Here is a 24,228-nt window from a genome sequence, read left to right as displayed (position 1 = left end):
GCGGAAGATTGCATGTCATCTGTCGCGAGACAAGGACCCTCGCCGCTCATCCTGTCAGCGACGCTGACGCGAAAGCAGGCAGATGAGGAAAAGTCGCCAGCAATCGATCACAGGTGCAGCGCGCCACGGATCGTCTATCTCCGGTAGCTGTACCACCGGTTGCAAGACACGTCCGGCCGGTTACCGCGCGTACATCAACCGGAAGGTTGAGAGCTGCAAGGAGATTGCTCGCTAAGCTCCACGCCCCAGATCAGGAGATACAGCCGGCGGCGAGCAACTCCCGAACCATGGACCCGCATCAGCGCAGGCTCGGCAGATCGAGCCCGTTGGCGCGCGCGCAGTCGATCGCGGTGTCATAGCCGGCGTCGGCGTGACGCATCACACCTGTCGCCGGGTCGTTCCACAGCACGCGCTCGAGCCGGCGCGCCGCCTCCGGCGTGCCGTCCGCAACGATCACCATGCCGGCATGCTGCGAATAGCCGATGCCGACGCCACCGCCATGGTGCAGCGACACCCAGGTGGCGCCGCTCGCACAGTTGAGCAGCGCATTGAGCAGCGGCCAGTCGGACACCGCATCGGAGCCGTCGCGCATCGCCTCGGTCTCGCGGTTCGGGCTCGCCACCGAGCCGCTGTCGAGATGATCGCGGCCGATCACGATCGGCGCCTTGAGCTCGCCGCGCGCCACCATCTCGTTGAAGGCAAGGCCGAGGCGATGACGGTCGCCGAGACCGACCCAACAGATTCGCGCCGGCAGTCCCTGAAACTTGATGCGCGCCCTCGCCATATCGAGCCAGTTGTGGAGATGGCTATCGTTCGGCATCAGCTCCTTGACCTTGGCATCGGTCTTGAAGATGTCCTCGGGATCGCCCGACAGCGCCGCCCAGCGGAACGGACCGACGCCGCGGCAAAACAGCGGACGGATATAGGCCGGCACGAAACCCGGAAAATCGAACGCCTGCTTCAGGCCCATGTCCTTGGCCATCTGGCGGATGTTGTTGCCGTAGTCGAGCGTCGGGATTCCCTGCGCGTGAAAATCCAGCATGGCCTGGACGTGATCGACCATCGAGGTCTTGGCGGCCGTCTCGACCGCCTTCGGGTCGGCGGCACGCCGCGCGTCCCAATCGGCGAGCGTCCATCCCTTCGGCAAATAGCCGTTGATCGGATCATGCGCGCTGGTCTGGTCAGTGACGATGTCCGGCCGCACGCCGCGGCGCACCAGCTCCGGAAAGATCTCGGCCGCATTGCCGAACAGGCCGACGGACACCGGCTTCCGGGTCTTGGCGCCGTCGGCAATGATTGCCAACGCCTCGTCCAGCGTCGCCGCCTGGCGATCGAGGTACCCGGTGCGCAACCGCATCTCGATGCGGCTCGGCTGGCATTCGACGGCGAGCATCGAGGCGCCGGCCATGGTCGCGGCCAGCGGCTGGGCGCCACCCATGCCACCGAGTCCCGCCGTGAGGATCCATTTGCCTGCAAGACTGCCGCCATAGTGGCGGCGGCCGACCTCGACGAACGTCTCATAAGTCCCCTGCACGATCCCCTGGCTGCCGATATAGATCCATGAGCCCGCCGTCATCTGGCCGAACATCATCAGGCCTTGCCGATCGAGCTCGTTGAAATGATCGAGCGTCGCCCAATGCGGCACCAGGTTCGAATTCGCGATCAACACGCGCGGCGCGTCCGCATGCGTGCGAAAGATTCCGACCGGCTTGCCGGACTGCACCAGCAGCGTCTGGTCGCCTTCGAGCTTGCGCAAGGAGGCCGCGATCCGGTCAAAGCTCTCCCAGTCGCGCGCTGCACGGCCGATGCCGCCATAGACCACGAGCTCGCTGGGACGCTCCGCGACATCAGGGTCCAAATTGTTCATCAGCATGCGCAGCGGCGCTTCGGTCAGCCAGCTCTTCGCGCTGATGTCGGCGCCGCGGGGAGCACGGATGATACGTTCGTTATCCAGTCGGCTATTCATGACGGATGTCCCTGTCGGCTAGCAAGTTTTGGAAATGGATCGGTCGAAAGGGCCGCAATCGCGGCAGCGGGCAACGCGTCGGCCTCGATCAGCCTCGCTGCGCGCGCCAGATCATCGGCCATGTAGCGGTCCGCCGCGAGCGCCGGCACCTGCGCACGCAACGCGGCGATAACGGCGGCGAGCGGCGCGCTGGTCGCATGCGGCGCGCGCAGTGAGATGCCCTGCGAAGCAACCAGCAGCTCGATGCCGAGGATGGAAGCGAGGTTGTCGGCCATGTCGGACAGCCGGCGCGCGGCATGCGCGGCCATCGAGACGTGGTCCTCCTGGTTGGCGCTGGTCGGCGTGGAATCGATCGAGCACGGCATCGCGCGCTGCTTGTTCTCGGCATAGAGCGCCGCCGCCGTGACCTCGGCGATCATGAAGCCGGAATTGATGCCGGGCTCGGGCGTCAGGAACGGCGGCAGGCCGAAGTTCAAGGCGGGGTCGACGAGGGTCGCGATCCGGCGCTCGCTGGTCGCCCCGATCTCCGAGAGCGCCAGCGCGATCTGGTCGGCGGCGAACGCCACCGGCTCGGCATGGAAATTGCCGCCCGAGACGATCTCGCCGGTCTCGACCAGAACCAGCGGATTGTCGGTGACGGCATTGGCTTCGATGGTCAGCCCGCGCGCGGCTTGCGCGAGCAGATCGAGCACGGCGCCCGCGACCTGAGGCTGGCAGCGCAGGCAATACGGGTCCTGCACGCGCTCATCACCTTCGAGGTGCGATTGCCTGATATCGCTGCCGTCCAGCAGCGCGGTCAGGGTCGCAGCTGCCGCGATCTGACCGTCATGGCCGCGCAGGGATTGAATTTCCGGGCGAAACGGCACCGTGGACGCCATCGCCGCATCGACCGATAGCGCACCGGTCACCAGCGCGGCACAGGCCAGACGATGCGCGCGCAGCAGGCCGGAGATGGCGTAGGCGGTGGAAAATTGCGTGCCGTTGATCAGTGCGAGCCCTTCCTTGGGACCGAGCGTCAGCGGCACGAGGCCGGCAGCGGCCAGCGCTTCACCGCCCGGCACGACCTTGCCATCAAGAAACGCCTGCCCCTCCCCGATCATCACGGCGGTCATATGGGCGAGCGGCGCCAGATCGCCGGAAGCGCCGACCGAGCCCTGCTGCGGCACCAGCGGAGTGACGCCGCGCATCAACATGCCCTGCAACTGCTCGATGACGTCACGCCGCACGCCGGATGCGCCGCGGCCGAGCGAAATCACCTTCAAAGCCATCATCAGGCGCACGATCGGCTCCGGTGTGGCGGGGCCTACCCCGCAGCAATGCGACAGGATGAGGTTGCGTTGAAGCAATGCGGTCTGGTCGGGCGCAATCCGCGTCGATGCCAGCTTTCCGAAACCGGTATTGATGCCGTAGACGGGAACGTCGATATGGGCTGCCTTCGCCACGATCGTTGCAGCGGCCTCGACGCGCGGCCAGAACGATGGATCGAGCACAATGGGTGCGCCGGCGAGCACACGCGCCAGCACGTCGAGGCCAACCGTTCCGGGGGTTACGACATCAGGCGCGCCCGGATCGCTCATTGCCCCCTCCACACCCGGCGGTGCAGCGGATTGAATCCGATGCGGTAAACCAGTTCGGCCGGCCGCTCGATGTCCCAGATCGCCAGGTCGCACCATTTGCCGGCATCCAACGTGCCGGTCTCGGCGAGCACGCCGAGCGCGCGCGCGCCTTCCCGCGTCACGCCTGTGAGGCATTCGGCGACGGTCATCCGGAACAGGGTTGCACCCATGTTCATCGCCAGCAACAGCGAAGTCAGCGGCGAGCTGCCGGGATTGCAGTCGGTCGCCAGCGCCATGTGCACGCCGTGCTCCCGGAACAGCTCGACCGGCGGCTTCTGCGTTTCGCGAATGAAATAGAACGCGCCGGGCAGCAGGACCGCCACGGTCCCCGCCTTCCCCATCGCGACCGCACCGGCTTCATCCGTGTGCTCCAGATGATCGGCTGACAGCGCGGAGAATTTTGCGGCGAGCGCCGCGCCGCCGAGATTCGACAGCTGATCCGCATGCAGCTTGACGGGCAATCCAAGCGCGCGCGCTGTCGCGAACACCCGCGCCGTCTGCTCGGCCGAAAACGCGATGCCCTCCATGAAACCGTCGACCGCATCGGCAAGACCGGCCTTGGCCACCGCCGGCAGCATCTCGTTGCAAACCAGATCGATGTAGCGGTCCTTGTCGCCATCGGCCTCTGGCGGCAGCGCATGCGCACCGAGAAACGACGTGCGGATGGCAACCGGCCGCTCGCGGCCGAGCCTGCGTGCAGCTGCCAGCTGCCGCATCTCGGTCTCGGCATTGAGGCCATAGCCGGACTTGATCTCGACGGTGGTTGCGCCCTCACCGATCAGCGCGTCAAGCCGCGGCAGCGCGCCGGCAACGAGCTCAGCTTCGGTCGCCTTGCGCGTCGCGGCAACGGTCGAGACGATGCCGCCGCCCGCGCGCGCGATCTCCTCATAGCTCGCGCCCTTCAGGCGAAGCTCGAACTCATGCGCGCGGTTGCCGCCGAAGACCAGATGGGTGTGGCAATCGACCAGTCCCGGCGTAATCCAGCGGCCGGCGCAATCGATCCGTTCAACGGCGTCCGCATCGACGGGAAAATCCGACTGCGTGCCTGCATAGACGATGCGGCCGCCGCGCGCTGCGATCAGGCCCTGCTCGATCTCACCGAGATCGGCGCGATCGCCACGCATCGTGGCGAGCCGGGCGTTGTGCCAGATGCGGTCGAAACGCTCTGCCATGCGATCGTCCCCTCGAGCTGGGATGCTTGACTTATATGTCTAGACATATAATCGTGTCGCGGTTCTGTCCAGCCGGCGTGGAAAAATGAAATGACACGACTGCATTTCGCATGCGCGCTGCTGCCTTCGGGCTGGGCCGATGACGTGCAGGTCGTTGTCGCCGACGGCGAGATCGCCTCCGTATCAGCAGGTGTCGCGCCGGCCGCCGGCGACGAACGCCACCAATTGGCGGTTCCGGGATTGGCGAGCCTGCACAGCCACGCCTTTCAGCGCGGCATGGCCGGCCTGGCCGAACTGCGCGGCGATACGACCGATACGTTCTGGACCTGGCGCGAGACGATGTATCGCTTTGCGCTGACGATGACGCCGGACGATGTCACAGCCGTTGCGACGCTGCTCTATGTCGAGATGCTCGAGCGCGGCTTTACCCGCGTCGGCGAGTTTCACTATCTCCACCACGATCGCGACGGTTCGCCTTACGCTAATCCTGCCGAGATGGCCGTGCGCATTGCGGAGGCAACTGAAGCCTCCGGCGTCGGGCTCACGCTGCTGCCGAGCTTCTATGCCCACAGCACGTTCGGTGGCGCAGCACCGCATGCCGGGCAACGTCGCTTCATCTGCTCGGTCGATCAGTTCGCCGCGCTGATGGCAGCTTCGCGCGAGGCGATCCGGACTCTCCCTGGCGCCAACATCGGCATTGCCCCGCACAGCCTGCGCGCAGTGGCGCCCGACGAGCTCGCGGCGATCATCCCGCTTGCCGGGGCGGAGCCGATCCACATCCACGCCGCCGAACAGGTGCGTGAGGTCGACGATTGCATGGCCTGGTCGGGACGGCGGCCGGTGCAATGGCTGCTCGAAAACGCCCCGGTCAATCAGCGCTGGTGCTTGATTCACGCAACCCACATGACGGAGCAGGAAGTCACGGCGCTCGCCCGCAGCGGCGCCGTGGCCGGCCTCTGCCCCGTCACCGAAGCAAGCCTCGGCGACGGCATCTTTTCCGCGCGCGAATTCCTCGCCGCCGGCGGCCGGTTCGGCATCGGGACCGATTCCAACGTGCTGGTCGGGGTCGCGGACGAGCTTCGCCAACTCGAATACGGCCAGCGGCTGAAGCACCGCGAGCGCAACGTGCTCTCGGGGCGTCCTGGCGCGTCCACCGGCCGCGCTCTGTTCGATCACGCACTCGCCGGCGGCGCGCAAGCCCTCGCACAATCCAACGCCGGGCTTGTGTCCGGCGCGCGCGCCGACATCGTCAGCCTCGACACCACGCACCCGTCCCTGGCGGGGCGATTGGGCGATGCCGTCCTCGATGGCTGGCTGTTTGCAGCCGGAGGCGACGCGATCGATTGCGTCTGGGCCGGCGGCGACAAGGTTGTCGCCGGCGGACGGCACCGGTTGCGCGACATGTCACGCGAGCGGTTCAATGCGTGCGTCCGGAGGCTTGTGGCATGAGCCTCGCTTCCGATCAGGCTAGACCGGGCGCGGCCGAAAAACCGACGCTCTACAAGCGGATCCGGCTCGACATCGAGACGCGGATCCTGACCGGCGAATGGCCGCCGGGCCACCGCATTCCCTTCGAGCACCAGTTGATGGCGCGCTATCGCTGCTCGCGCATGACAGTGAACAAGGCGCTGTCGGAACTGGCGCAGGCCGACCTGATCGAGCGGCGGCGGCGCGCCGGCTCATTCGTGCGCCGTCCACAGCATCTGTCGGCGGTGCTCAAGATCTCCGACATCCGCGCGGAGATTACCGCGCTCGGCCGCAGCTACGGTTATCAGCTGATCGATTGCCGGCGACGCACCGCGACCGCAGCCGATCGCGCCCGGCTCGGCGTGAGCACGGCCGGCAAGGTGATCGCGATCGCCTGCCGGCACAGCGCCGACGACGTGCCGTTCGCGGTTGAAGACAGGCTGATCGATCTCTCCACGGTTCCGGAGGCCGCAACTGCGGACTTTGCACGCGAACCGCCGGGATCGTGGCTGCTGCATCACGTGCCGTGGACCGAGGCCGAACATACGATCAGCGCTGTCGTCGCAGACGATCGCACAGCCAAGGCGCTCGACATCGCTGTCGGCTCGCCCTGTCTCGTGATCGACCGCTACACTTGGCGCAGCGCACGCACGGTGACGGCGGTGCGGCTGCATTATCCAGGCGAGACGCACCGGCTGGTCGCTCGCTTCAAGGGAGGCTGAGGACGCCTTGCGCGGCATATTTCATGCAATGCATCATGGGCCACCATCCGCCGACGGGCTTCGTGCGGCAATCCGCCGCGACTGTCGTGAAGACATCACTGACATGAAGACATCAACTGGGTTCAATCCATCGTTCAAGGGGTCGACAATGCGTTCCTTCAAGCTATTGCCTGCAATCGCCGTGTTGCTCGGGTCCACCGCCGCGTTCGCAGATGACGTCAAGGTCGGCGTCGGCATCTCCGGGTGGACCGGCTTCGCGCCGCTGACGCTCGCCAAGGAAGCCGGCATCTTCAAGAAGAACGGCCTCGACGTGACCTTGAAGAAGATCCCGCAGAAGGACCGGCATCTCGCGATCGCCTCGGGCGACATCCAGTGCGCCGCGACGACGGTGGAGACCTGGATCTCCTGGAACGCCAATGGCGTCGCGACCAAGCAGATCTTCCAGCTCGACAAGAGCTATGGCGCGGACGGCATGGCCGTGCGCAACGATGTCGCGGCAATCAAGGACCTCAAGGGCAAGACCGTCGCGGCATCGGCGCCGGGCACCTCGCCCTATTTCGCGCTGGCCTGGATGCTGAAGAAGAACGGCCTCACGGTAAAGGACGTCACCGTGGTCAACCTGGAGCCCGCTGCTGCGGCGCAGGCCTTCGTCTCCGGCCAGAACGACGCCGCGATGACCTACGAGCCTTATCTATCGACGGTGCGGGCCGCGCCCGACAAGGGCAAGATCACCGCGACGACGCTCGACTATCCGATCGTGATGGACACGTTCGGCTGCACACCGAAATTCCTGACCGACAATCCGAAGGCGGCGCAGGCGCTGGCCAACAGCTATTTCGAGGCGCTCGACATGATCGCCAAGGATCAGGCCAAGGCCTACGAGATCATGGGCGCCGACGTGAAGCAGTCCGGCGAGCAGTTCGGCAACTCGGCAAAGTACCTGCGCTGGCAGGACAAGGCCGCCAACCAGAAGTTCTTCGCCGGTGACTTCCTCACATTCAACAAGGACGCCGCGGAGCTGCTGCTCGAGGTCGGCATCATCAAAGCCGCGCCGAAGATCGAGGACATCTACGACGCGAGCTTCATCAAGTAGCGCAACAGCGAATTTGGCCGGTCCCGCCTCGCAACATTGCGGGCTGGATCGGCGCATGAGATACGCCCGGATCAATTGATGCGTCCCCTCGAACCCACCACATCGAAGCAGCGCGTGGCCTATGGCCTGGCCTTCTTCGTGCTGTTCATAGCCCTCTGGTCCTGGGCGACCTTCGGCGGCCATGTGTCGAAGACATTTCTCGCCAACCCGCTGACCATGGTCCAGGAGGGCTACGAGCTGCTTGCCAAGCAGGGCTTCCTGTTCGACATCGGGATGACGATCTGGCGCGTGATCGGCGGGTTTGTGCTTGCTGCCGTGATCGCGGTGCCGCTCGGGGTCCTGATGGGGGCCTACAAGCCGGTCGAGGCCTTCCTCGAACCCTTCGTGTCCTTTGCGCGCTATCTGCCGGCCTCCGCCTTCATCCCGCTGTTGATCCTGTGGGCCGGTATCGGTGAGCTGCAAAAGCTGCTCGTGATCTTCATCGGCGCGGTGTTCCAGATCATCCTGATGGTGGCCATCACCGTCGGCGCCACGCGGCGTGACTTGGTCGAGGCCGCCTACACGCTCGGCGCGCGCGACAGCGGCATCATCCGCAGGGTGTTGCTGCCCTCCGCCGCGCCCGAGATTGCCGAGATCCTCCGGCTGGTGCTCGGCTGGGCCTGGACCTACGTGATCGTCGCCGAACTGATCGGCTCATCGTCGGGCATCGGACACATGATCACGGACAGCCAGGCGCTGCTCAACACCGGCCAGATCATCTTCGGCATCATCGTCATCGGGCTGATCGGCCTGATCTCCGACTTCCTGTTCAAGGCCTTCAACGCCTGGCTGTTCCCGTGGAAGCTCGCATGACCCTGCTTCGGATCGATCGGGTCTCGCGAACTTTCTCCGCCCGCACCGGCCACGCCCCGACCCGGGCGCTCGAACCGACCACGCTCGATGTCGGCGACAACGACTTCGTCACCATCCTCGGCCCCTCCGGCTGCGGAAAGTCCACCCTGCTCCGGATCATCGCCGGGCTCGACCGGCCGACCAGCGGGCGCGTCACGCTCGACGGGCGTGAGGTCACCGGCCCGGGTGCCGACCGCGGCATGGTGTTTCAGTCCTACACGCTGTTTCCCTGGCTGACCGTGCGCGAGAACATCGCCTTCGGCCTGCGTGAGCGCGGCGCGTCGCAAGCCGAGCGCCATGAGATCGCCGACGCCTTCATTCGCCGGGTCGGGCTATCGGGCTTCGAAAACCACTGGCCGAAGCAGCTGTCGGGCGGCATGCAGCAGCGCACCGCGATTGCCCGGGCGCTGGCCAACGATCCGAAGATCCTGCTGCTCGACGAGCCGTTCGGCGCGCTCGACAACCAGACCCGGGCGCTGATGCAGGAGATGCTGCTCGGGATCTGGGAGCGCGACCAGAAGACGGTGCTGTTCGTCACCCACGACATCGAGGAAGCGATCTTCCTCGGCAGCCGCGTCATCGTCATGAGCGCCCGTCCCGGACGCATCAAGGCCGAGATTGCGGTCGACCTGCCGCATCCCCGCTCCTACAAGATCAAGACCACGCCTGAATTCGTCGCGCTCAAGGAGCGGCTGGTCGAGGAAATTCGCACCGAGGCCTTGAAGGTTGCCGAACAGGCCTGAGAGCCTGTTTCGAAATGCGATCAATGACGTCGAGACTTCCTAAACTAGCTCCGTCGTGCCCGGCCTTGTGCCGGGCATCCACGTCTTTGCTCCAATCGGGCAAAGAAAGACGTGGCCGCGACAAGCCCGGCCATGACGAAGCAGCGCCAGTTTGAGGAAAGCTGACGATCAGCCACGTGCTCAGTGGCTGATCATCCAGGGGCGCGCGGTTGGAAAGCCTTTGGCGCCGCTCTTGGTCTTGGTCATCAGCCGCGCCGGCTTCTTCTTTCCCGATGTGGAGCAACAGCCGCAGCCGGGGCCATGCGCCGCCTTGTACTGATCGAGCGTCTTCGGCGCGTGCCGGCTCTGCTCGTTGGTGGCATGCGCCTTGCGCTTGTCCGAGGGCATGCAGAAGAACGCCGGCGCGGTGAGGATCACCCGCGGCGACGTCGTCTCGCATTGCGGACAGTCCTGCGGCAGGTCGCATTCGGCCATCGGCCGCATGTCGGTGAAGGGCCCACAGTCGTTGCAGAGATATTCGTAGATCGGCATTTCCTTAATCCTTGCGCAGTCGTGAGATCCGGCGATGGATGCGGGGCGGCCAATACGCAGCCGTCCCGCACCCTTCGCGCAGGGATCACCTAAAGCATCACTTGTCGGGCGAGATCGGCATCTGGACGTCGCCCTTGATGTGCTTGATCGGTCCCGCCGACGACGGCATCACGTCGAAGTCGAATATCTCCGTCGGCAGCCACAGCGTGGCACAGGCATTGGGCACGTCGACCACGCCTGAGATATGGCCCTGGCACGGCGCGGTACCGAGGATCGAATAAGCCTGGGCGCCGGAGTAGCCGAACTTCTTCAGATATTCGATCGCGTTCAGGCAGGCCTGGCGATAGGCGATGTGGACGTCGAGATAGTGCTGCTTGCCGGCCTCGTCGACCGAGATGCCCTCGAAGATCAGGTAGTCTTTGTAGTTCGGCGTGATCGGCGACGGCTTGAACACCGGGTTTTTGATGCCGTATTTCGAGACGCCGTCCTTGATGATGTCGACCTTGATGTGCAGCCAGCCGGCCATTTCGATGGCGCCGCAGAAGGTGATCTCGCCGTCGCCCTGGCTGAAATGCAAATCGCCCATCGAGAGCCCGCCGCCCGGCACATAGACCGGGAAGTAGATCTTCGAGCCGCGCGACAGATCCTTGATGTCGCAGTTGCCGCCATGTTCGCGCGGCGGCACGGTGCGGGCGCCCTCAAGACCGATCTTGGCCTTAGTGTCGCCCTTGGCCTGGCCGGCATGCGCGGTCGGCGCGAACGGCGGATTGGCGAGGCCCGGCACGCGGGTCGGGTTGGTCGCGATCAACTCGGCCTCGCGCTTGTTCCAGGCCGCCAGCATCTTGGCATCGGGCAGACAGCCGATCAGGCCGGGATGGATCAGGCCTGCGAAGTTCACGCCGGGGACGTGACGCGACGAGGTGTAGAGGCCTTTGATGTCCCAGATCGACTTCTGCGCCAGCGGGAAATGATCGGTGAGGAAGCCGCCGCCGTTCTGCTTGGAGAAGAAGCCGTTGAAGCCCCACAGGCTCTCCTTCAAGGGACCGACGTCGAGCAGGTCGACGACCAGGAGATCGCCAGGCTCGGCGCCCTTGACGCCGATCGGGCCCGACAGGAAGTGCACGATCGACAGATCGATGTCGCGCACGTCATCGGCGGAATCGTTGTTCTTGATGAAGCCGCCGGTCCAGTCGACGGTCTCGATGATGAAGTCGTCGCCGGGGCTCACCCACTCGACGATCGGAACCTCTGGATGCCAGCGGTTATGGATCTTGTCGTTCTCATAGGCCGACTTGCTGAGATCGACCTTGATCAGTGTATCTGGCATCGCATTGCTCCCCTTCGTTTACCGGTGGTGGTTACACAGACAGATATTTCGAGATCTGCGCGGCATCGACGCTGTCGCGCGGATCGTCGCGGACGATCTCGCCGTTCTCGATGACGAGGACGCGGTCGGCGATGTCGAGCGCGAAGCTCAGCACCTGCTCGGAGACGACGATCGAGAGGCCCCGCTCGTCGCGGATCCGCTTCAGGGTCCGCGCCATGTCCTTGATGATCGAGGGCTGGATGCCTTCGGTCGGCTCGTCGAGCAGCAGCACCTTGGGCTTGGTCGCGAGCGCACGGGCGATCGCAAGCTGCTGCTGTTGTCCACCCGAGAGATTGCCGCCTCGGCGACCCCTCATTTCGAGCAGCACCGGAAACAGCTCGTAGATATCGCCGGGCACCTCGGAGCCGCCCGACACCACGAGCCCGGTCTCGATGTTCTCCTTCACCGTCATGGTGGAGAAGATCATGCGGCCCTGCGGCACATAGGCGAGCCCCTTAGCGACCCGCTCGTAGCTCTTCATCGCGCCGAGCTCGGCGCCGTCCATCGACACCGAGCCGCTTTTCGCCGGCAGGATGCCCATCAGCGACTTCATCAGCGTGGTCTTCCCCATGCCGTTGCGGCCCATGATCGCAACGATTTCATTGGCCGCGACCTTGACGTTGAGGCCGTGCAGCACCTCGCTCTGGCCGTAGGCGACGTGAAGATCATTGATTGCCAGCATGCGATGCTCCTACGTATAGATGCTTGTCTTCACCTCTCCCCATCGGGGAGAGGTCGGCGCGCAGCGCCGGGTGAGGGCCTTCAGGTCCCACGAGAGAGCATCTCCCCTCACCCGGATCGCATCTGGCGATGCGATCCGACCTCTCCCACAGGGGGAGAGGTGCACCGAGTTCGCGGCTCGTCCTACCGTGACCATCGTTCAATGCCCCAGATAGACTTCGATCACCTTGGGATCGTTCTTGACGTGCTCCATCGTCCCCTCGGACAGGATCTGTCCCTGGTGCAGCACCGTGACCTTGTGGGCGATGTCCTCGACGAACTTCATATCGTGCTCGATCACCAGCACCGAACGGTCCTTGATGATGCGGTTGAGCAACTCGGCGGTCTTGGCGCGCTCGGAGACGCTCATGCCGGCGACCGGTTCGTCGAGCATCAGCAGGTCCGGGTCCTGGATCAGCAGCATGCCGATCTCGAGCCACTGCTTCTGGCCGTGGCTGAGCTGGTCCGCATAGGTATTGAGTCGGTCCTTCAGGAAGATCATCTCAGCGACCTCCTCGACCCGCTGCTTGACGGCGTCGTCGCGCTGGAACGTCAGCGAGCCGAACACGGTGCGGCCGCGCGGGAAGGAAATCTCGAGGTTCTCGAACACGGTGAGGTCCTCGAACACGGACGGCGTCTGGAACTTGCGCCCGACGCCGGCCTGCACGATCTCGTTCTCGCGCAATCTCGTCAGCTCCTGGCCGCGGAACTGGATTGAGCCTGAGGTGGCCCTTGTCTTGCCGCAGATCAGGTCGAGGACCGTGGTCTTGCCGGCGCCGTTCGGGCCGATGATGACCCGGATCTCGTTCTCCTCGACGTAGAAGGAGAGATCGTTCACCGCCTTGAAGCCGTCAAACGACACGGTGAGACCGGAGACCGCGAGCAGGAATTCCTTGGGCTGATGGCCGACGAGCATGATGGTCCCTCCTCACTCGGCCGGTGCGCCGTCGGCGATCATGCCGGTTGCCGATTTCGATTTGCGCGATGACAACAGGCGATCGATGCGGGGCTGGATGTGATCCGCCCAGATGCCGGACAGCCCGTTCGGGAAGGCCAGCACGACCGCGATGAACAGCGCGCCGAGGCCGAACAGCCAGAGCTGCGGGAAGGATTCCGAAAGGCTGGTCTTGGCGAAATTGACCAAGAGCGCGCCCCAGACCGCGCCGAAGATCGACATCCGGCCGCCGACCGCGGTGTAGATCACCATCTCGATCGACGGCACGATGCCGACGAAGGACGGCGACATGAAGCCGACCTCGAGCGTGAACATGGCGCCGCCGATCGCAGCGAACACCGCCGCGGCACAGAACGCGAAGATCTTGAAGTTGGCGACGCTGTACCCGGAGAAGCGCACGCGATCCTCCTGCTCCCTCATCGCCACCAGGATGCGCCCGAGCTTTGTCAGCCGGATGAATTGCGCGGCGACGATGCATCCGAACAGCAGCACAACCTCGACGAAATACAGAATGAACTTGGCGTGATCGGTGCGGATGTCCCAACCGTGCAGCGTGCGCAAGTCGGTAATGCCGTTGATGCCGCCGGTGTAGCCCTGCTGTCCCACGATCAGAATGGTGAGGATCGCGGCGATCGCCTGCGTGATGATCGCAAAGTAGACGCCGCCGACCCGGCGCTTGAACATCGCGGCGCCGATGATCAGTGCGAAGAACGCGGGAACCAGCAAGATCGCCAGCAGCGTGACTGGGAAGCTGTGGAACGGCTTCCAGAAGAAAGGCAGCGAGGTGAGCTGGTTCCAGTCCATGAAGTCGGGGATGCCCGGCGTCGACTGGATCTTGGTGTTCGCGACCGAGGACGCCTCGAGCTTGAGGTACATCGCCATGCAGTAGCCACCGAGGCCGAAGAACACACCCTGCCCGAGGCTCAGGATGCCGCCATAGCCCCAGCACAGCACGAGGCCGATGCCGACGAAGGCGTAAGTCAGGTACTTGGCAACGAGGTTGAGGCGGAAGATATCGAGCGACAGCGGCAGGATGAGAAGCAGCAGCACCGCGAGCGCAAGGAAGCCGAGCAGTTCGGAGCGATTGAAAAAGCGCGAGTTGATCATGACCAGCCTGCTTGTTCTTATTTGCGGACCTTGAGCGCGAACAGCCCCTGCGGACGCACCATCAGGATCCCGACGATCGTCAGCAGCGTGATCACCTTGGCCATCGATCCCGACAGGAAGAACTCCAGCGTCGACTGGGTCTGCGAGATCGAGAAGGCGGAGGCGATGGTGCCGAACAGCGAAGCGGCGCCGCCGAACACCACGACCAGGAAGGTATCGACGATGTAGAGCTGGCCGGCGGTCGGCCCGGTCGAGCCGATCATCGTGAAGGCCGAGCCCGCAATGCCGGCAATGCCGCAGCCCAGCCCAAAGGTGTAGCGATCGACCTTCTCGGTGTTGATGCCGACGGCGCCCGCCATCACGCGGTTCTGCACCACGGCGCGCACCTGCTTGCCCCAGCTCGACCAGAACAGGATGTAGAAGACGACGATCGTGATCAGGATCGTCAACGCCATCACGAACATGCCGTTGATCGGGATCTGGATGGAGTCGGTCGCCTGCCAGGAGCCCATCATCCATTCCGGCAGCTCAACGCCGACCTCACGCGCGCCGAAGATCGAGCGATAGGCCTGCTGCAGGATCAGGCTGAGACCCCAGGTCGCCAGCAGCGTGTCGAGCGGACGCTTGTAGAGATGACGAATAAGCGCCCACTCGACCAGCATGCCGAGCGCGCCGGAGGCGATGAAGGCCAGGATCATCGCGATGAAGAAGTAACCGGGGAACAGCCAGGGCGCGACGTGCTGCACCGCGTTCGAGGTCATCCAGGTGACGTAGGCACCCAGGATCATGAACTCGCCGTGCGCCATGTTGATGACGCCCATCTGGCCGAAGATGATGGCAAGCCCCAGCGCCATCAGCACATAGACGGAGAACAGGATGAGCCCGGCAAATCCCTGCATCGCAAGGATGGCGCCGAGATCGCTGATCGAATAGTCGCCGAACATCTATCGTCCTCCAATCCAGGGCATGCGCCGCGACAAAGCGGCGCCCGATCGGCGGCGTGGGCGGTGACGTCCACGCCGCGATGCGTTGAGAGAGGTTGCGCCTAGGCGCCAAATCTCACTGGTAGCCCTTCGGGAACGGATCCGGCTCGACCAGATCGGCGGTCTCGTAGATCAGCTCATACTGGCCATCGGCCTTGGCGCGTCCGACACGGGTCTTCGACCACAAATGATGGTTCTCGTGGATCCGGACATAGCCTTCCGGCGCGCCCTTGAACTCGACGCCGGGGGAAGCCGCCGCGATCTTGTCGATGTCGAAGGAGCCGGCCTTCTCCACCGTCAACTTCCACAGCCACGGGCCGAGATAGGCGGCCTGGGTGACGTCTCCGATCACGGTCTTCTCGCCCCACATCTTCTTGAACGCCGGCACGAAGGCCTTGTTGTTCGGGTTGTCGAGCGACTGGAAGTATTTCATGCAGGCATAGGCGCCGGCGATGTTCTCGCCGCCGATGCCGTCAATCTCGTCTTCGGTGACCGAGATCGTCAGCAGCGTCTGCTTCGACAGGTCGATGCCGGCCGCCTTGAGCTGCTTGTAGAACGCGACGTTCGAGCCGCCGACGATGATCGCGTAGATCACGTCGGGCTTGGTCAGCTTGATCTTGTTGATCACCGAGTTGAACTGGGTCGAGCCGAGCGGGAAGTATTCCTCGCCGACCACCTTGCAGCCCTGCAGATGGTTCTCGATGTGCTTGCGCGCGATCTTGTTCGAGGTGCGCGGCCAGATGTAATCCGAGCCGAGCAGGTAGAAGCTCTTGGCGCCCTTGGTCTTGTTGACCCAGTCGAGGCCGGCGATGATCTGCTGGGTCGCTTCCTGGCCGGTGTAGATGACGTTCTTGGACTGCTCGAGGCCTTCGTAGAAGGTCGGGTAGTACAGCATGCCGTTGTACTGCTCGAACACCGGCAGCACCGCCTTGCGCGAGGCCGAGGTCCAGCAGCCCATCACGGCCGCGCATTTGTCGTTGACCAGGAGCTTCTTCGCCTTTTCCGCGAAGGTCGGCCAGTCGCTCGCGCCGTCTTCCTGGATGAACTTGATCTTGCGGCCGAGCACGCCGCCGGCGGCGTTGATCTGCTCGATCGCCAGCTTCTCGGCCTCGACCGACCCGGTCTCGGAAATCGCCATGGTGCCGGTCACCGAATGCAGGATGCCGACCGTGACTTCGCTATCGGTGACTGCAAGACCCGTGGTGTTGACCGCGGAGGTTGCAGGAACGTCGGCAAAAGCGGGCCGGCCCAGCATCGAAACGGCCGGCAATGCAGCCATTCCCATCAAGAGCTTGCGCCGGAGCGGCGACTTCAGGCCTGGTTTGGTTTCGTCTGACATGAGCACCCCATCTGGTTCGAGAACGCTTATTGATCGGGCGAGGATTGCTCACTTTTGTGCAGCGCACTGATACGTGAGATCGCGTATACTGCACCGCAAAATAGCGACGTAGGTTTTTGGTACGGGATTTGCCCGCGATCAGCGCATCGTGGACCAGGAGTTCAAACGAGTGGCAGGGCGGCAGCGGATAGACCGCGTCAGGCGCCAATACAATCAATGGGTCGCCAACCAGACGCTGGAAGACTACGCGCTGCGCTTCACCGCCAAGAGCGCGCGGCGCTGGTCCGCCGCCCGCGTGGCCAACACGGCCCTCGGCGCGATCTCCTTCCTCGCACTGGAGGCAATCGGCGGCACCATCACGCTGAACTATGGCGCGATGAACGCCTCCGCCGCGATCCTGGTCGTCAGCGTCATCATCTTCCTCTGCGGACTGCCGATCGCCTACCATGCCGCGAAAAGCGGCATCGACATCGACCTGCTGACCCGCGGCGCCGGCTTCGGCTATATCGGCTCGACCATCACCTCGCTGATCTACGCCTCCTTCACTTTCATCTTCTTCGCGATCGAGGCGGTGATCCTGGCCAGCGCGCTGGACATGTGCTTCGGCATCCCACGGCCGATCGGCTATTTGATCAGCGCGGTCGTGATCATTCCGCTCGTCGTCTACGGCATCACGCTGATCAGCCGCTTCCAGCTCTGGACCCAGCCGCTGTGGGTGATCCTCCACATCATGCCGTTCGCCGCGATCGCCTGGGCTAACCCGCATTCGTTCACCGAGTGGCGCAAGTTCGCCGGCGAGCACGGCGATCCCGCAGGGAATCTCGACCTGCTGCTGTTCGGCACGGCCGCCTCGGTGGTGTTTGCGCTGGTCGCGCAGATCGGCGAGCAAGTCGACTTCCTGCGCTTCCTGCCGCGGGACCGGCGTACCTCGCGCAAGGCCTGGTGGATCGCGTTGCTGAGTGCCGGTCCAGGCTGGATCGTGCTCGGCGCGCTCAAGCTGCTGGCCGGCTCGTTCCTGGCCTTCTTCGCGCTCAGCCACGGCGTCTCGGCCGAGCACGCGGCGGAGCCCGCCAACATGTATCTCGAGGCGTTCCGCTACGTGCTGTCGCAGCCGGATCTCGCAATGGCGCTGACCGGCACCTTCGTGATCCTGTCGCAGGTCAAGATCAACGTCACCAACGCCTATGCCGGCTCGATCGCCTGGTCGAACTTCTTCTCCCGCCTCACCCATTCGCATCCCGGCCGCGTGGTGTGGCTGGTGTTCAATGTCGTGGTCGCGCTGCTGCTGATGGAGATCGGCGTCTACAAGGCACTGGAGCAGACGCTGGCGCTGTACTCCAACGTCGCGATCGCCTGGGTCGGCGCGCTGGTCGCCGACCTCGTGATCAACAAGCCGCTCGGCCTGCGGCCGCAGCACATCGAGTTCAAGCGCGCCCATCTCTGCGACATCAATCCGGTCGGCGTCGGCGCGATGACGATCGCGACCGTGGTCTCGATCAGCGCGTTCTACGGCCTGTTCGGCCCGACCGCGAAGGCGCTGTCCGCCTTCGTCGCGCTGGCGGTCGCCTTCATCGCAGCTCCCCTGATTGCCTGGGCGACCGACGGCAAGTACTACATCGCCCGCAAGCCGAAGCGGAGCTGGCAGAACATTGAATCGATCCAGTGCTGTATCTGCGAGCATGCCTTCGAGCCCGAGGACATGGCCGCCTGCCCGGCCTATGCCGGCCCGATCTGCTCCTTGTGCTGTTCGCTCGACGCACGCTGCCACGATCTCTGCAAGCCGCATGGGCGGATCGGCGCGCAAGTCGCGGATGCGCTGGGCAAGGTGATGCCGCAGCCGATCTACGCCCGCATCAACTCGCAGCTCGGCCATTACCTCGGCGTGTTCGCGGTCTCGGCCGGCCTCGTGGCGCTGGTGCTCGGCCTGATCTACCTGCAGACCACGGCCGCCGTGCATGCCAACGAGCTGTTGGCCGACGTGCTATGGAAGGTGTTCTTTGCCCTCACGCTGATCATCGGCGTCGTCGCCTGGCTGTTCGTGCTGGCGCAACAGAGCCGGCGCGCCGCGGAAGAGGAGACACGCCGGCAGACCACCTTGCTGATCCAGGAAATCGACGCCCACAAGCGCACCGATGCTGAGCTGCAGCGCGCCAAGGAAGTCGCCGAGTCGGCCAATCTCGCCAAAAGCCGCTACGTGGTCGGCCTCAGCCACGAGCTTCGCTCGCCGCTCAACGCGATCTCCGGCTACGCGCAACTGCTGGAGCAGGACGATAGCCTTCACGTGCGGCCGCGCGAGCAGGTTCGCGTGGTCCGCCGCAGCGCCGATCATCTGTCGGGACTGATCGACGGCATTCTCGACATCTCCAAGATCGAGGCCGGCCGGCTCTATCTGTCGCGCGACGAGGTGCGGCTGAACGATTTCCTCGAGCAGCTGGTCGGCATGTTCCGCCTGCAAGCCGCCGCCAAGGGCATCGACTTCGTGTTCAGGCGGCCGACTGTGCTGCCGCTCGTGGTCTATGCCGACGAGAAGCGGCTGCGGCAGATCCTGATCAACCTGCTGTCGAATGCGATCAAGTTCACCCAACACGGCGCGGTGCAATTCGTGGTGCACTACCGCAGCCCTGTCGCCGAGTTCGAGGTGATCGATACCGGGCCGGGCATCCAGCCCGACGATCTCGAACGGATATTCGCGCCCTTCGAACGGGGCGCGCTCGGCGTCACCCAGCCGCAGACCGGAACAGGGCTTGGGCTGACCATCAGCCGCCTGCTCGCGGGCGTGATGGGCGGCGACATCAAGGTGTTGAGCACGGTCGGCACCGGCAGCACGTTCCGCGTCAAGCTGCTGCTATCCGAGGTCACCAATCCGCGCCGCGATGCGCCGGTCGACGCTCCCGTCTACGGCTATCACGGCCCGCGCAAGACCATCCTGATCACCGACGATGACCCGACCCACCGCGACCTCCTGCGCGAGATCCTGGCGCCGCTCGGCTTCATCCTGCTCAGCGCCCCGGATGGGCCAGGCTGCCTGGCGCTCGCGCAGCATTGCCGGCCCGACATGTTCCTGCTCGATATCTCGATGGCCGGCATGGACGGCTGGACCGTCGCCGAAACCTTGCGCTCCGAAGGCCATCACCAGGCACGAATCCTGATGATCTCGGCCAGCGCGCTGGAGGCCCATGGTGCGCCGCTGGCGCAGCCATTCCACGACGGTTATCTGATGAAGCCGATCGACATCCCGCGGCTGCTGGAGACCATCCGCCAACTGCTCAAGATCGAGTGGCAGTATGAGGCCGAGCAGGCTCCGAGCCCGCAATGGAAGCCCGAGAACGGCTCGCGCCCGCCGGTGAAATATGTGGAAGAGCTGATCAGCCTTGGCCAACTCGGCTATATCAGGGCGATCCAACTCAAGCTCGACGAGATCGGCAACGAACATCCCGAACATGCCGATTTCGTCGGCCAGATGCGCACGCTGATCGACCGGTTCGATCTCGACCAATATATGGCGACGTTGAAGACATTGCACAGCCATGACCATTGAACAAAGAAAGCGCGACGTCGCGCTCGTCGTCGACGACTCGCCGGAGACGCTGCGTCTGCTGACCGACGCGCTCGACGGCGCCGGCATGACCGTGATGGTCGCGCTCGACGGTGCATCTGCGATGCGCATCGTCGACCAGATCACCCCCGATATCGTGCTGCTCGATGCCGTGATGCCCGGCATGGACGGCTTCGAGACCTGCAAGCGGCTGAAGCGCGACGCCGGGCTCGACGGCGTGCCGATCATCTTCATGACCGGGCTTGCCGAAACCGAGCACATCGTGCGCGGGCTGGAAGCCGGCGGCGTCGACTATGTCGCCAAGCCGATCGTTGTCGAGGAGATGCTGGCGCGGATCCGGGTCCATCTCGCCAATGCGCGGATGACACAGAGCGCTCGCGCAGCGCTCGACGTTTCCGGCCGCTACCTGCTCGCCGTCAACAGCGCCGGCGCACTGCTGTGGGCGACGCCGCAGGCACAGCGGCTGCTCTCGGATACGCTTGCCGACGCCGCCGACAATTTCGTGCTGCCGGAGCCGATGCCGCATTGGCTTGAACAGGCGCAGAAGGGTACGGCGGGAAAGAAGACCGCGACCGTGGCGTCATTCCCCGGCAACGAGCAGCTTCGTCTGCAGTTCATGGGAAAACTCGGTCCCAACGAGTTCCTGCTGCGGCTCGCCAAGGACACCAGCGGCGATATGCCGGCCGAGTTCTCCAGCGAGCTCGGCCTGACCACCCGTGAGGGCGAGGTGCTGTCCTGGCTCTCCAAGGGCAAGACCAATCGCGACATCGCGCAGATTCTGGGCCTCAGCCCGCGCACCGTCGACAAGCACCTCGAGCAGATCTATGCCAAGCTAGGCGTCGAGAACCGGACCGCCGCCGCCGCGATCGCGGTCAACGCCAGGCATCGCAAGTCTTGACCTAGCTCTTTGCACTCAACTCGCGCTCCGGAACGTGCGCAACGAATGGCAACGCACGCAGGACGCTACGCCTGCGCAGGCGAACTCCCATCCGGATCAGCCGGTGCGCCAGGTCCGGCCAACACATCCTCTCCGGAGCGCTGCACCTTTCGCCACTGCGCCGGCGTCACGCCCATCTGGCTCTTGAAGGCGCGCTGAAAGGCGGCCTCGGACTGGTAGCCGGCCATCTCCGCAACGGCGCCGGTCGACAGCGATGATCTCTTCAACTCGTTCGCCGCAAGCGTCATCCTGATATCGGTGAGCAGATCGCTGGGCGACCGTCCGAGCTTCTCCTGAAACTGCCGAGCCAGCGTGGCGCGCGACATGTTGCAGAGACGCGCAAGCTCGGGCAGCGACCATGCGCGCGCAGGCTGGTTGAACATGGCCGCCACCGCCGGAGCAAGGCGGGGATCGCCGACCAGCGCAAGCAGACCGCGTGAGCTGTCATCGGTCTCGCTCGCAAGCCGCAGCACAAGCGCAAACATCGCCGTGGACAACGCGTCCAGCATGGCGCGGCCGCCCAGACGGTCGTCGGCCGTTTCGCTGCGCATCAGCGACACCAGTCCGGCGAGCTGTGCCGCCGTCCCCTTTCCCGTCCGCGCGCCGGCATGCACGACAAGACGCGGCGGAAGGTAACTGCGCAACACACGGTCGTGGGGAGGTGCAATCGCGAAGTGCCCGCACAACAGGTCAAGCCGCTCGTCCGACCCGAGGTTTTCGCTGATCGTGAAATTCTGTGCCGCCCGGTTGCGTGGCGGCAGCGGTGCCGCCCCGCTGCCGTCATGCATTACGTGTCGCGGGTTGCCGGGCAGCAGAAGGATGTCGCCGGTCTTCAGCAGCAATGGGCGGCCGCCCGCGGGATCGTCCAGGATCGCCGAGCCGGCAAGCACCGCATGATAGGGGATCTCGTTGCTCTCCCCCGGCCCCTGCTCGATGCGCCAGGGCACGCTGTAGCTGCAGCGAATATCGAGCCGCCCGCGCACCGGCATCATCTCGAATAGCCGGCTGAGCCAATCCATGGCCAATCCCCCAAAGGCAGTTCATGAGACGATTGAGCATATAATCGAGCAATATGAACATTCAATGTCTCAAATCCGTCTCCTATTGTCGCTCCGCAATCGTTCACCACCCAAACACGGAGTTGCACCATGTCTCGTCTCTCAGTCCCCGATCTCGAAACCGATACCGGCCCGTCGGGCCAGATCTACGCCCAGATCAAGAAGGCGGCCGGTAGTGTCCCGAACGCCTATGCTGCGATCGCCGCCCACGGCCCGGCCGCGCTCAAGTCGATGCTCGCCGCCGATGCCGTGCTGGCCGGCGGCAGCCTGTCGAAGCGCGATCGGGAGATCATCAAGCTCGTGATCAGCGCTGTCGGCGGCTGCGATTACTGTGTCGCCGCGCATTCCCACCTCGGCAGGCTCGCCGGCGTGAACGCCGACGCATTGAAGCAGATCCGCGATGGAGCGCCGACCGGCGATGCCAGGCAAGACACGCTGATCGGCTTCGTCCGCAAGCTTGCGCAGTCGAGCGGCACCGTCAGCGACGAGGATTTCGCCGCGATCAAGGCTGCCGGCTACAGCGACGCGCAACTGGTCGAGATCAGCCTGGCGTTTGCGACCATCGTCTTCACCAACGTCTTCAACCGCATCAACGACACCGACATCGACTTCCCCGCAGTCGCGTGAAGCGGCGGGGCCCGGATGTGGTTCGCCTGACCACGCAATAGACGATCTCGGCTGATCGCGATTGATCGCCGGTGTGCCCTTGCGCGCACCGGCGATCGCGCGCTGCCGAGCGATTGAGCGCCCGTAGCATCTCTCGACCACAGCGACATGGCAGCCATCATTGTCGCGCAGGTCCGACCGTCTGTGACCGTCTAAGGCCGTTTCATAACGCATTGCCGGATTTGCGGAATGCGTTGAAATTGGCCACCCGCTCTACGCGATCGGCTACGCCACTTCCCGCTCGCCGAGGACGCATCGTTTATTCCCATGCAGGAATGGTCCGCAGCCCCTCCGGCCGTGACCATAGTTCCGCCGCGCGGTCTGGGTTACAAAATACCGCCGGTGTTGTTCTGGGGTGAGTTGATGAAGAAGGACGACGTCACGTGTCCGCGCTGCAGGGCCGGATTTCGACGCCTTGAGCTGGCCTCCGGATCAGCAAGCAAGGGCGAGTATCGCTGCCCAGTCTGCGAGACGACGCTCGAGCAGTTCGACGGCGACAGTCTCGTCGCCTATCGCCTCACCATCCAGCCTTCCATTCGCGGATTGAAGACCTGAGAGTCACAGCGCATCGCGTGCCGACGCGATCCGCGATCACGCTCGTTTCAGGACATAGCAGTCCATGATCCAGCCGTGCTGCGCGCGCGCCTCCTGCCGCGCGGCGACGATGCGCGGACCTGTCTCCGCAAGATCCCCCGCCATGAGGATCTGATCGGGCATGCCGAGATAGGCGCCCCACCAGATCTTTAGGCCCTCCGGATCCAGCGCCTGGAAGGCCGCTCCGCCGTCGAGCATCACGACGATGGTGTCGACGCCGGCCGGCCAGCCGCCCTCGCGCAGCCGCCGGCCGGTCGTGACCAGGAAGGGCTCGCCGATCTCATTGAGCGGCAGCGCATGCGCCGTGCACAGCGCCTGGATCGAGGTGATGCCCGGGATCATTTCGATCGATGGCCGCGGGTCGAGCCGCTGCGCAATCCGCAGGCTGGAGTCGTAGAGCGAGGGATCGCCCCAGATCAGCAGCGCGACGCGCCCCTCGCCGCCGAGATGACGGGTGATTTCCTGCGACCAGATTGCGGCGATCGCATCATGCCAATCGTCGACACCTTTGCGGTAGTCCTCTACGCCGGCGTCGCGCACCGGCAGGTCGAACTCGGCAATGCGCGTGCGGTCGTTGCTCAGCGCTTGCGCGCAAATCGCTCGCCGCAATTCGGCGAGGTCCGACTTCGCGATGCCCTTGCGCGGGATCAGGATCAGATCGGCGTCATTGATCGCCGCGATCGCAGCAAGGGTGAGCTGCCGGGGATCGCCGCAACCGATGCCGATCAGCGAAAGCGTCAACATCG

General features: G+C 64.6%; 21 protein-coding genes. 9 read left to right on the top strand and 12 right to left on the bottom strand.

The genetic code is table 11. The features are described from left to right. Positions 1–298: 298 nt before the first annotated feature. From hutU to hutI, 3 genes are read right to left on the bottom strand one after another with little or no spacing between them, the layout of a single operon-like run. On the bottom strand, positions 299–1,966 hold the full coding sequence (gene hutU, locus H8A92_RS02920; protein WP_229194358.1) for a urocanate hydratase: 1,668 nt from the start codon (positions 1,964–1,966) through the stop codon (positions 299–301). Continuing rightward, positions 1,963–3,543, bottom strand: coding sequence for a histidine ammonia-lyase (gene hutH, locus H8A92_RS02915; protein ID WP_229194357.1), 1,581 nt, complete (start codon positions 3,541–3,543; stop codon positions 1,963–1,965). The genes hutU and hutH overlap by 4 nt, the downstream gene beginning before the upstream one ends. Further along, the gene (hutI, locus tag H8A92_RS02910; RefSeq protein ID WP_229194356.1) at positions 3,540–4,754 is read right to left on the bottom strand and encodes an imidazolonepropionase; all 1,215 of its coding nucleotides are present in this window, start codon (positions 4,752–4,754) and stop codon (positions 3,540–3,542) included. Before hutI ends, hutH begins: the two co-directional genes overlap by 4 nt. A 90-nt stretch (positions 4,755–4,844) precedes the next feature. Between hutI and H8A92_RS02905 the strand changes: the two genes are divergently transcribed. The 5 genes from H8A92_RS02905 to H8A92_RS02885 all read left to right on the top strand — a co-directional run bounded on the left by H8A92_RS02905 (position 4,845) and on the right by H8A92_RS02885 (position 9,670). Beyond that, positions 4,845–6,203 (top strand): formimidoylglutamate deiminase, encoded by a 1,359-nt coding sequence (locus H8A92_RS02905; protein WP_229194355.1) that lies wholly within the window; start codon positions 4,845–4,847, stop codon positions 6,201–6,203. Then, positions 6,200–6,943: a histidine utilization repressor gene (gene hutC, locus H8A92_RS02900; protein WP_229194354.1), complete on the top strand. Its 744-nt coding sequence runs from the start codon at positions 6,200–6,202 to the stop codon at positions 6,941–6,943. Before H8A92_RS02905 ends, hutC begins: the two co-directional genes overlap by 4 nt. A gap of 148 nt (positions 6,944–7,091) precedes the next feature. Then, positions 7,092–8,036: an ABC transporter substrate-binding protein gene (locus tag H8A92_RS02895; RefSeq protein WP_229194353.1), complete on the top strand. Its 945-nt coding sequence runs from the start codon at positions 7,092–7,094 to the stop codon at positions 8,034–8,036. 78 nt (positions 8,037–8,114) lie between these two features. Further along, positions 8,115–8,888, top strand: a complete 774-nt coding sequence (locus H8A92_RS02890) for an ABC transporter permease (protein ID WP_229194352.1) — start codon at positions 8,115–8,117, stop codon at positions 8,886–8,888. Then, a complete protein-coding gene (locus H8A92_RS02885; protein ID WP_229194351.1) occupies positions 8,885–9,670 on the top strand; it encodes an ABC transporter ATP-binding protein in 786 nt (261 codons plus the stop codon). Before H8A92_RS02890 ends, H8A92_RS02885 begins: the two co-directional genes overlap by 4 nt. Positions 9,671–9,850: 180 nt before the next feature. Here the strand turns inward: H8A92_RS02885 and H8A92_RS02880 are convergent, their stop codons facing one another. The 7 genes from H8A92_RS02880 to urtA all read right to left on the bottom strand — a co-directional run bounded on the left by H8A92_RS02880 (position 9,851) and on the right by urtA (position 16,671). After that, on the bottom strand, positions 9,851–10,201 hold the full coding sequence (locus tag H8A92_RS02880; protein ID WP_229194350.1) for an FmdB family zinc ribbon protein: 351 nt from the start codon (positions 10,199–10,201) through the stop codon (positions 9,851–9,853). Positions 10,202–10,298: 97 nt separating this feature from the next. Next, positions 10,299–11,528 carry a formamidase gene (gene fmdA, locus H8A92_RS02875; protein ID WP_212023055.1) on the bottom strand — a complete coding sequence of 410 codons (1,230 nt, stop codon included), beginning with the start codon at positions 11,526–11,528 and terminating at the stop codon, positions 10,299–10,301. A 31-nt stretch (positions 11,529–11,559) separates the two neighbouring features. Beyond that, positions 11,560–12,249 (bottom strand): urea ABC transporter ATP-binding subunit UrtE, encoded by a 690-nt coding sequence (gene urtE / locus H8A92_RS02870; RefSeq protein ID WP_229194349.1) that lies wholly within the window; start codon positions 12,247–12,249, stop codon positions 11,560–11,562. 198 nt (positions 12,250–12,447) lie between these two features. Then, complete coding sequence (urtD, locus tag H8A92_RS02865) at positions 12,448–13,203, bottom strand: urea ABC transporter ATP-binding protein UrtD (protein ID WP_229194348.1); 756 nt, start codon at positions 13,201–13,203, stop codon at positions 12,448–12,450. Positions 13,204–13,215: 12 nt separating this feature from the next. Next, a complete protein-coding gene (gene urtC / locus H8A92_RS02860; RefSeq protein ID WP_229194347.1) occupies positions 13,216–14,349 on the bottom strand; it encodes an urea ABC transporter permease subunit UrtC in 1,134 nt (377 codons plus the stop codon). A gap of 17 nt (positions 14,350–14,366) precedes the next feature. After that, complete coding sequence (gene urtB, locus H8A92_RS02855) at positions 14,367–15,293, bottom strand: urea ABC transporter permease subunit UrtB (protein WP_229194346.1); 927 nt, start codon at positions 15,291–15,293, stop codon at positions 14,367–14,369. Between the two features lie 115 nt (positions 15,294–15,408). Then, a complete protein-coding gene (urtA, locus tag H8A92_RS02850) occupies positions 15,409–16,671 on the bottom strand; it encodes an urea ABC transporter substrate-binding protein (protein ID WP_050400067.1) in 1,263 nt (420 codons plus the stop codon). Between the two features lie 169 nt (positions 16,672–16,840). On the opposite strand from urtA, the gene H8A92_RS02845 reads away from it, so the two are divergent. Both H8A92_RS02845 and H8A92_RS02840 read left to right on the top strand, forming a co-directional pair. Then, the gene (locus H8A92_RS02845; RefSeq protein WP_229194345.1) at positions 16,841–20,209 is read left to right on the top strand and encodes a hybrid sensor histidine kinase/response regulator; all 3,369 of its coding nucleotides are present in this window, start codon (positions 16,841–16,843) and stop codon (positions 20,207–20,209) included. Then, positions 20,199–21,125: a response regulator transcription factor gene (locus tag H8A92_RS02840; protein WP_229194344.1), complete on the top strand. Its 927-nt coding sequence runs from the start codon at positions 20,199–20,201 to the stop codon at positions 21,123–21,125. Before H8A92_RS02845 ends, H8A92_RS02840 begins: the two co-directional genes overlap by 11 nt. 65 nt (positions 21,126–21,190) lie before the next feature. Here H8A92_RS02840 and H8A92_RS02835 read toward each other — a convergent pair whose 3' ends face one another. Beyond that, positions 21,191–22,183, bottom strand: coding sequence for an AraC family transcriptional regulator (locus H8A92_RS02835; RefSeq protein WP_229194343.1), 993 nt, complete (start codon positions 22,181–22,183; stop codon positions 21,191–21,193). Positions 22,184–22,312: 129 nt separating this feature from the next. Here H8A92_RS02835 and H8A92_RS02830 point away from each other — a divergent pair, with 129 nt between their 5' ends. Continuing rightward, positions 22,313–22,849 (top strand): carboxymuconolactone decarboxylase family protein, encoded by a 537-nt coding sequence (locus H8A92_RS02830; protein WP_229194342.1) that lies wholly within the window; start codon positions 22,313–22,315, stop codon positions 22,847–22,849. A 402-nt stretch (positions 22,850–23,251) separates the two neighbouring features. Further along, on the top strand, positions 23,252–23,443 hold the full coding sequence (locus H8A92_RS02825; protein ID WP_229194341.1) for a hypothetical protein: 192 nt from the start codon (positions 23,252–23,254) through the stop codon (positions 23,441–23,443). Positions 23,444–23,479: 36 nt separating this feature from the next. On the opposite strand, the gene cobF is transcribed toward H8A92_RS02825, so the two are convergent. Then, the gene (gene cobF / locus H8A92_RS02820; protein WP_229194340.1) at positions 23,480–24,226 is read right to left on the bottom strand and encodes a precorrin-6A synthase (deacetylating); all 747 of its coding nucleotides are present in this window, start codon (positions 24,224–24,226) and stop codon (positions 23,480–23,482) included. Between the last annotated feature and the right edge of the window lie 2 nt (positions 24,227–24,228).

This window comes from Bradyrhizobium acaciae (genome assembly GCF_020889785.1).
Classification (GTDB): Bacteria; Pseudomonadota; Alphaproteobacteria; order Rhizobiales; family Xanthobacteraceae; genus Bradyrhizobium; species Bradyrhizobium acaciae.
Note: the sequence above shows the minus strand (reverse complement) of the source record. Positions and strands in the feature narration are given on the sequence as shown.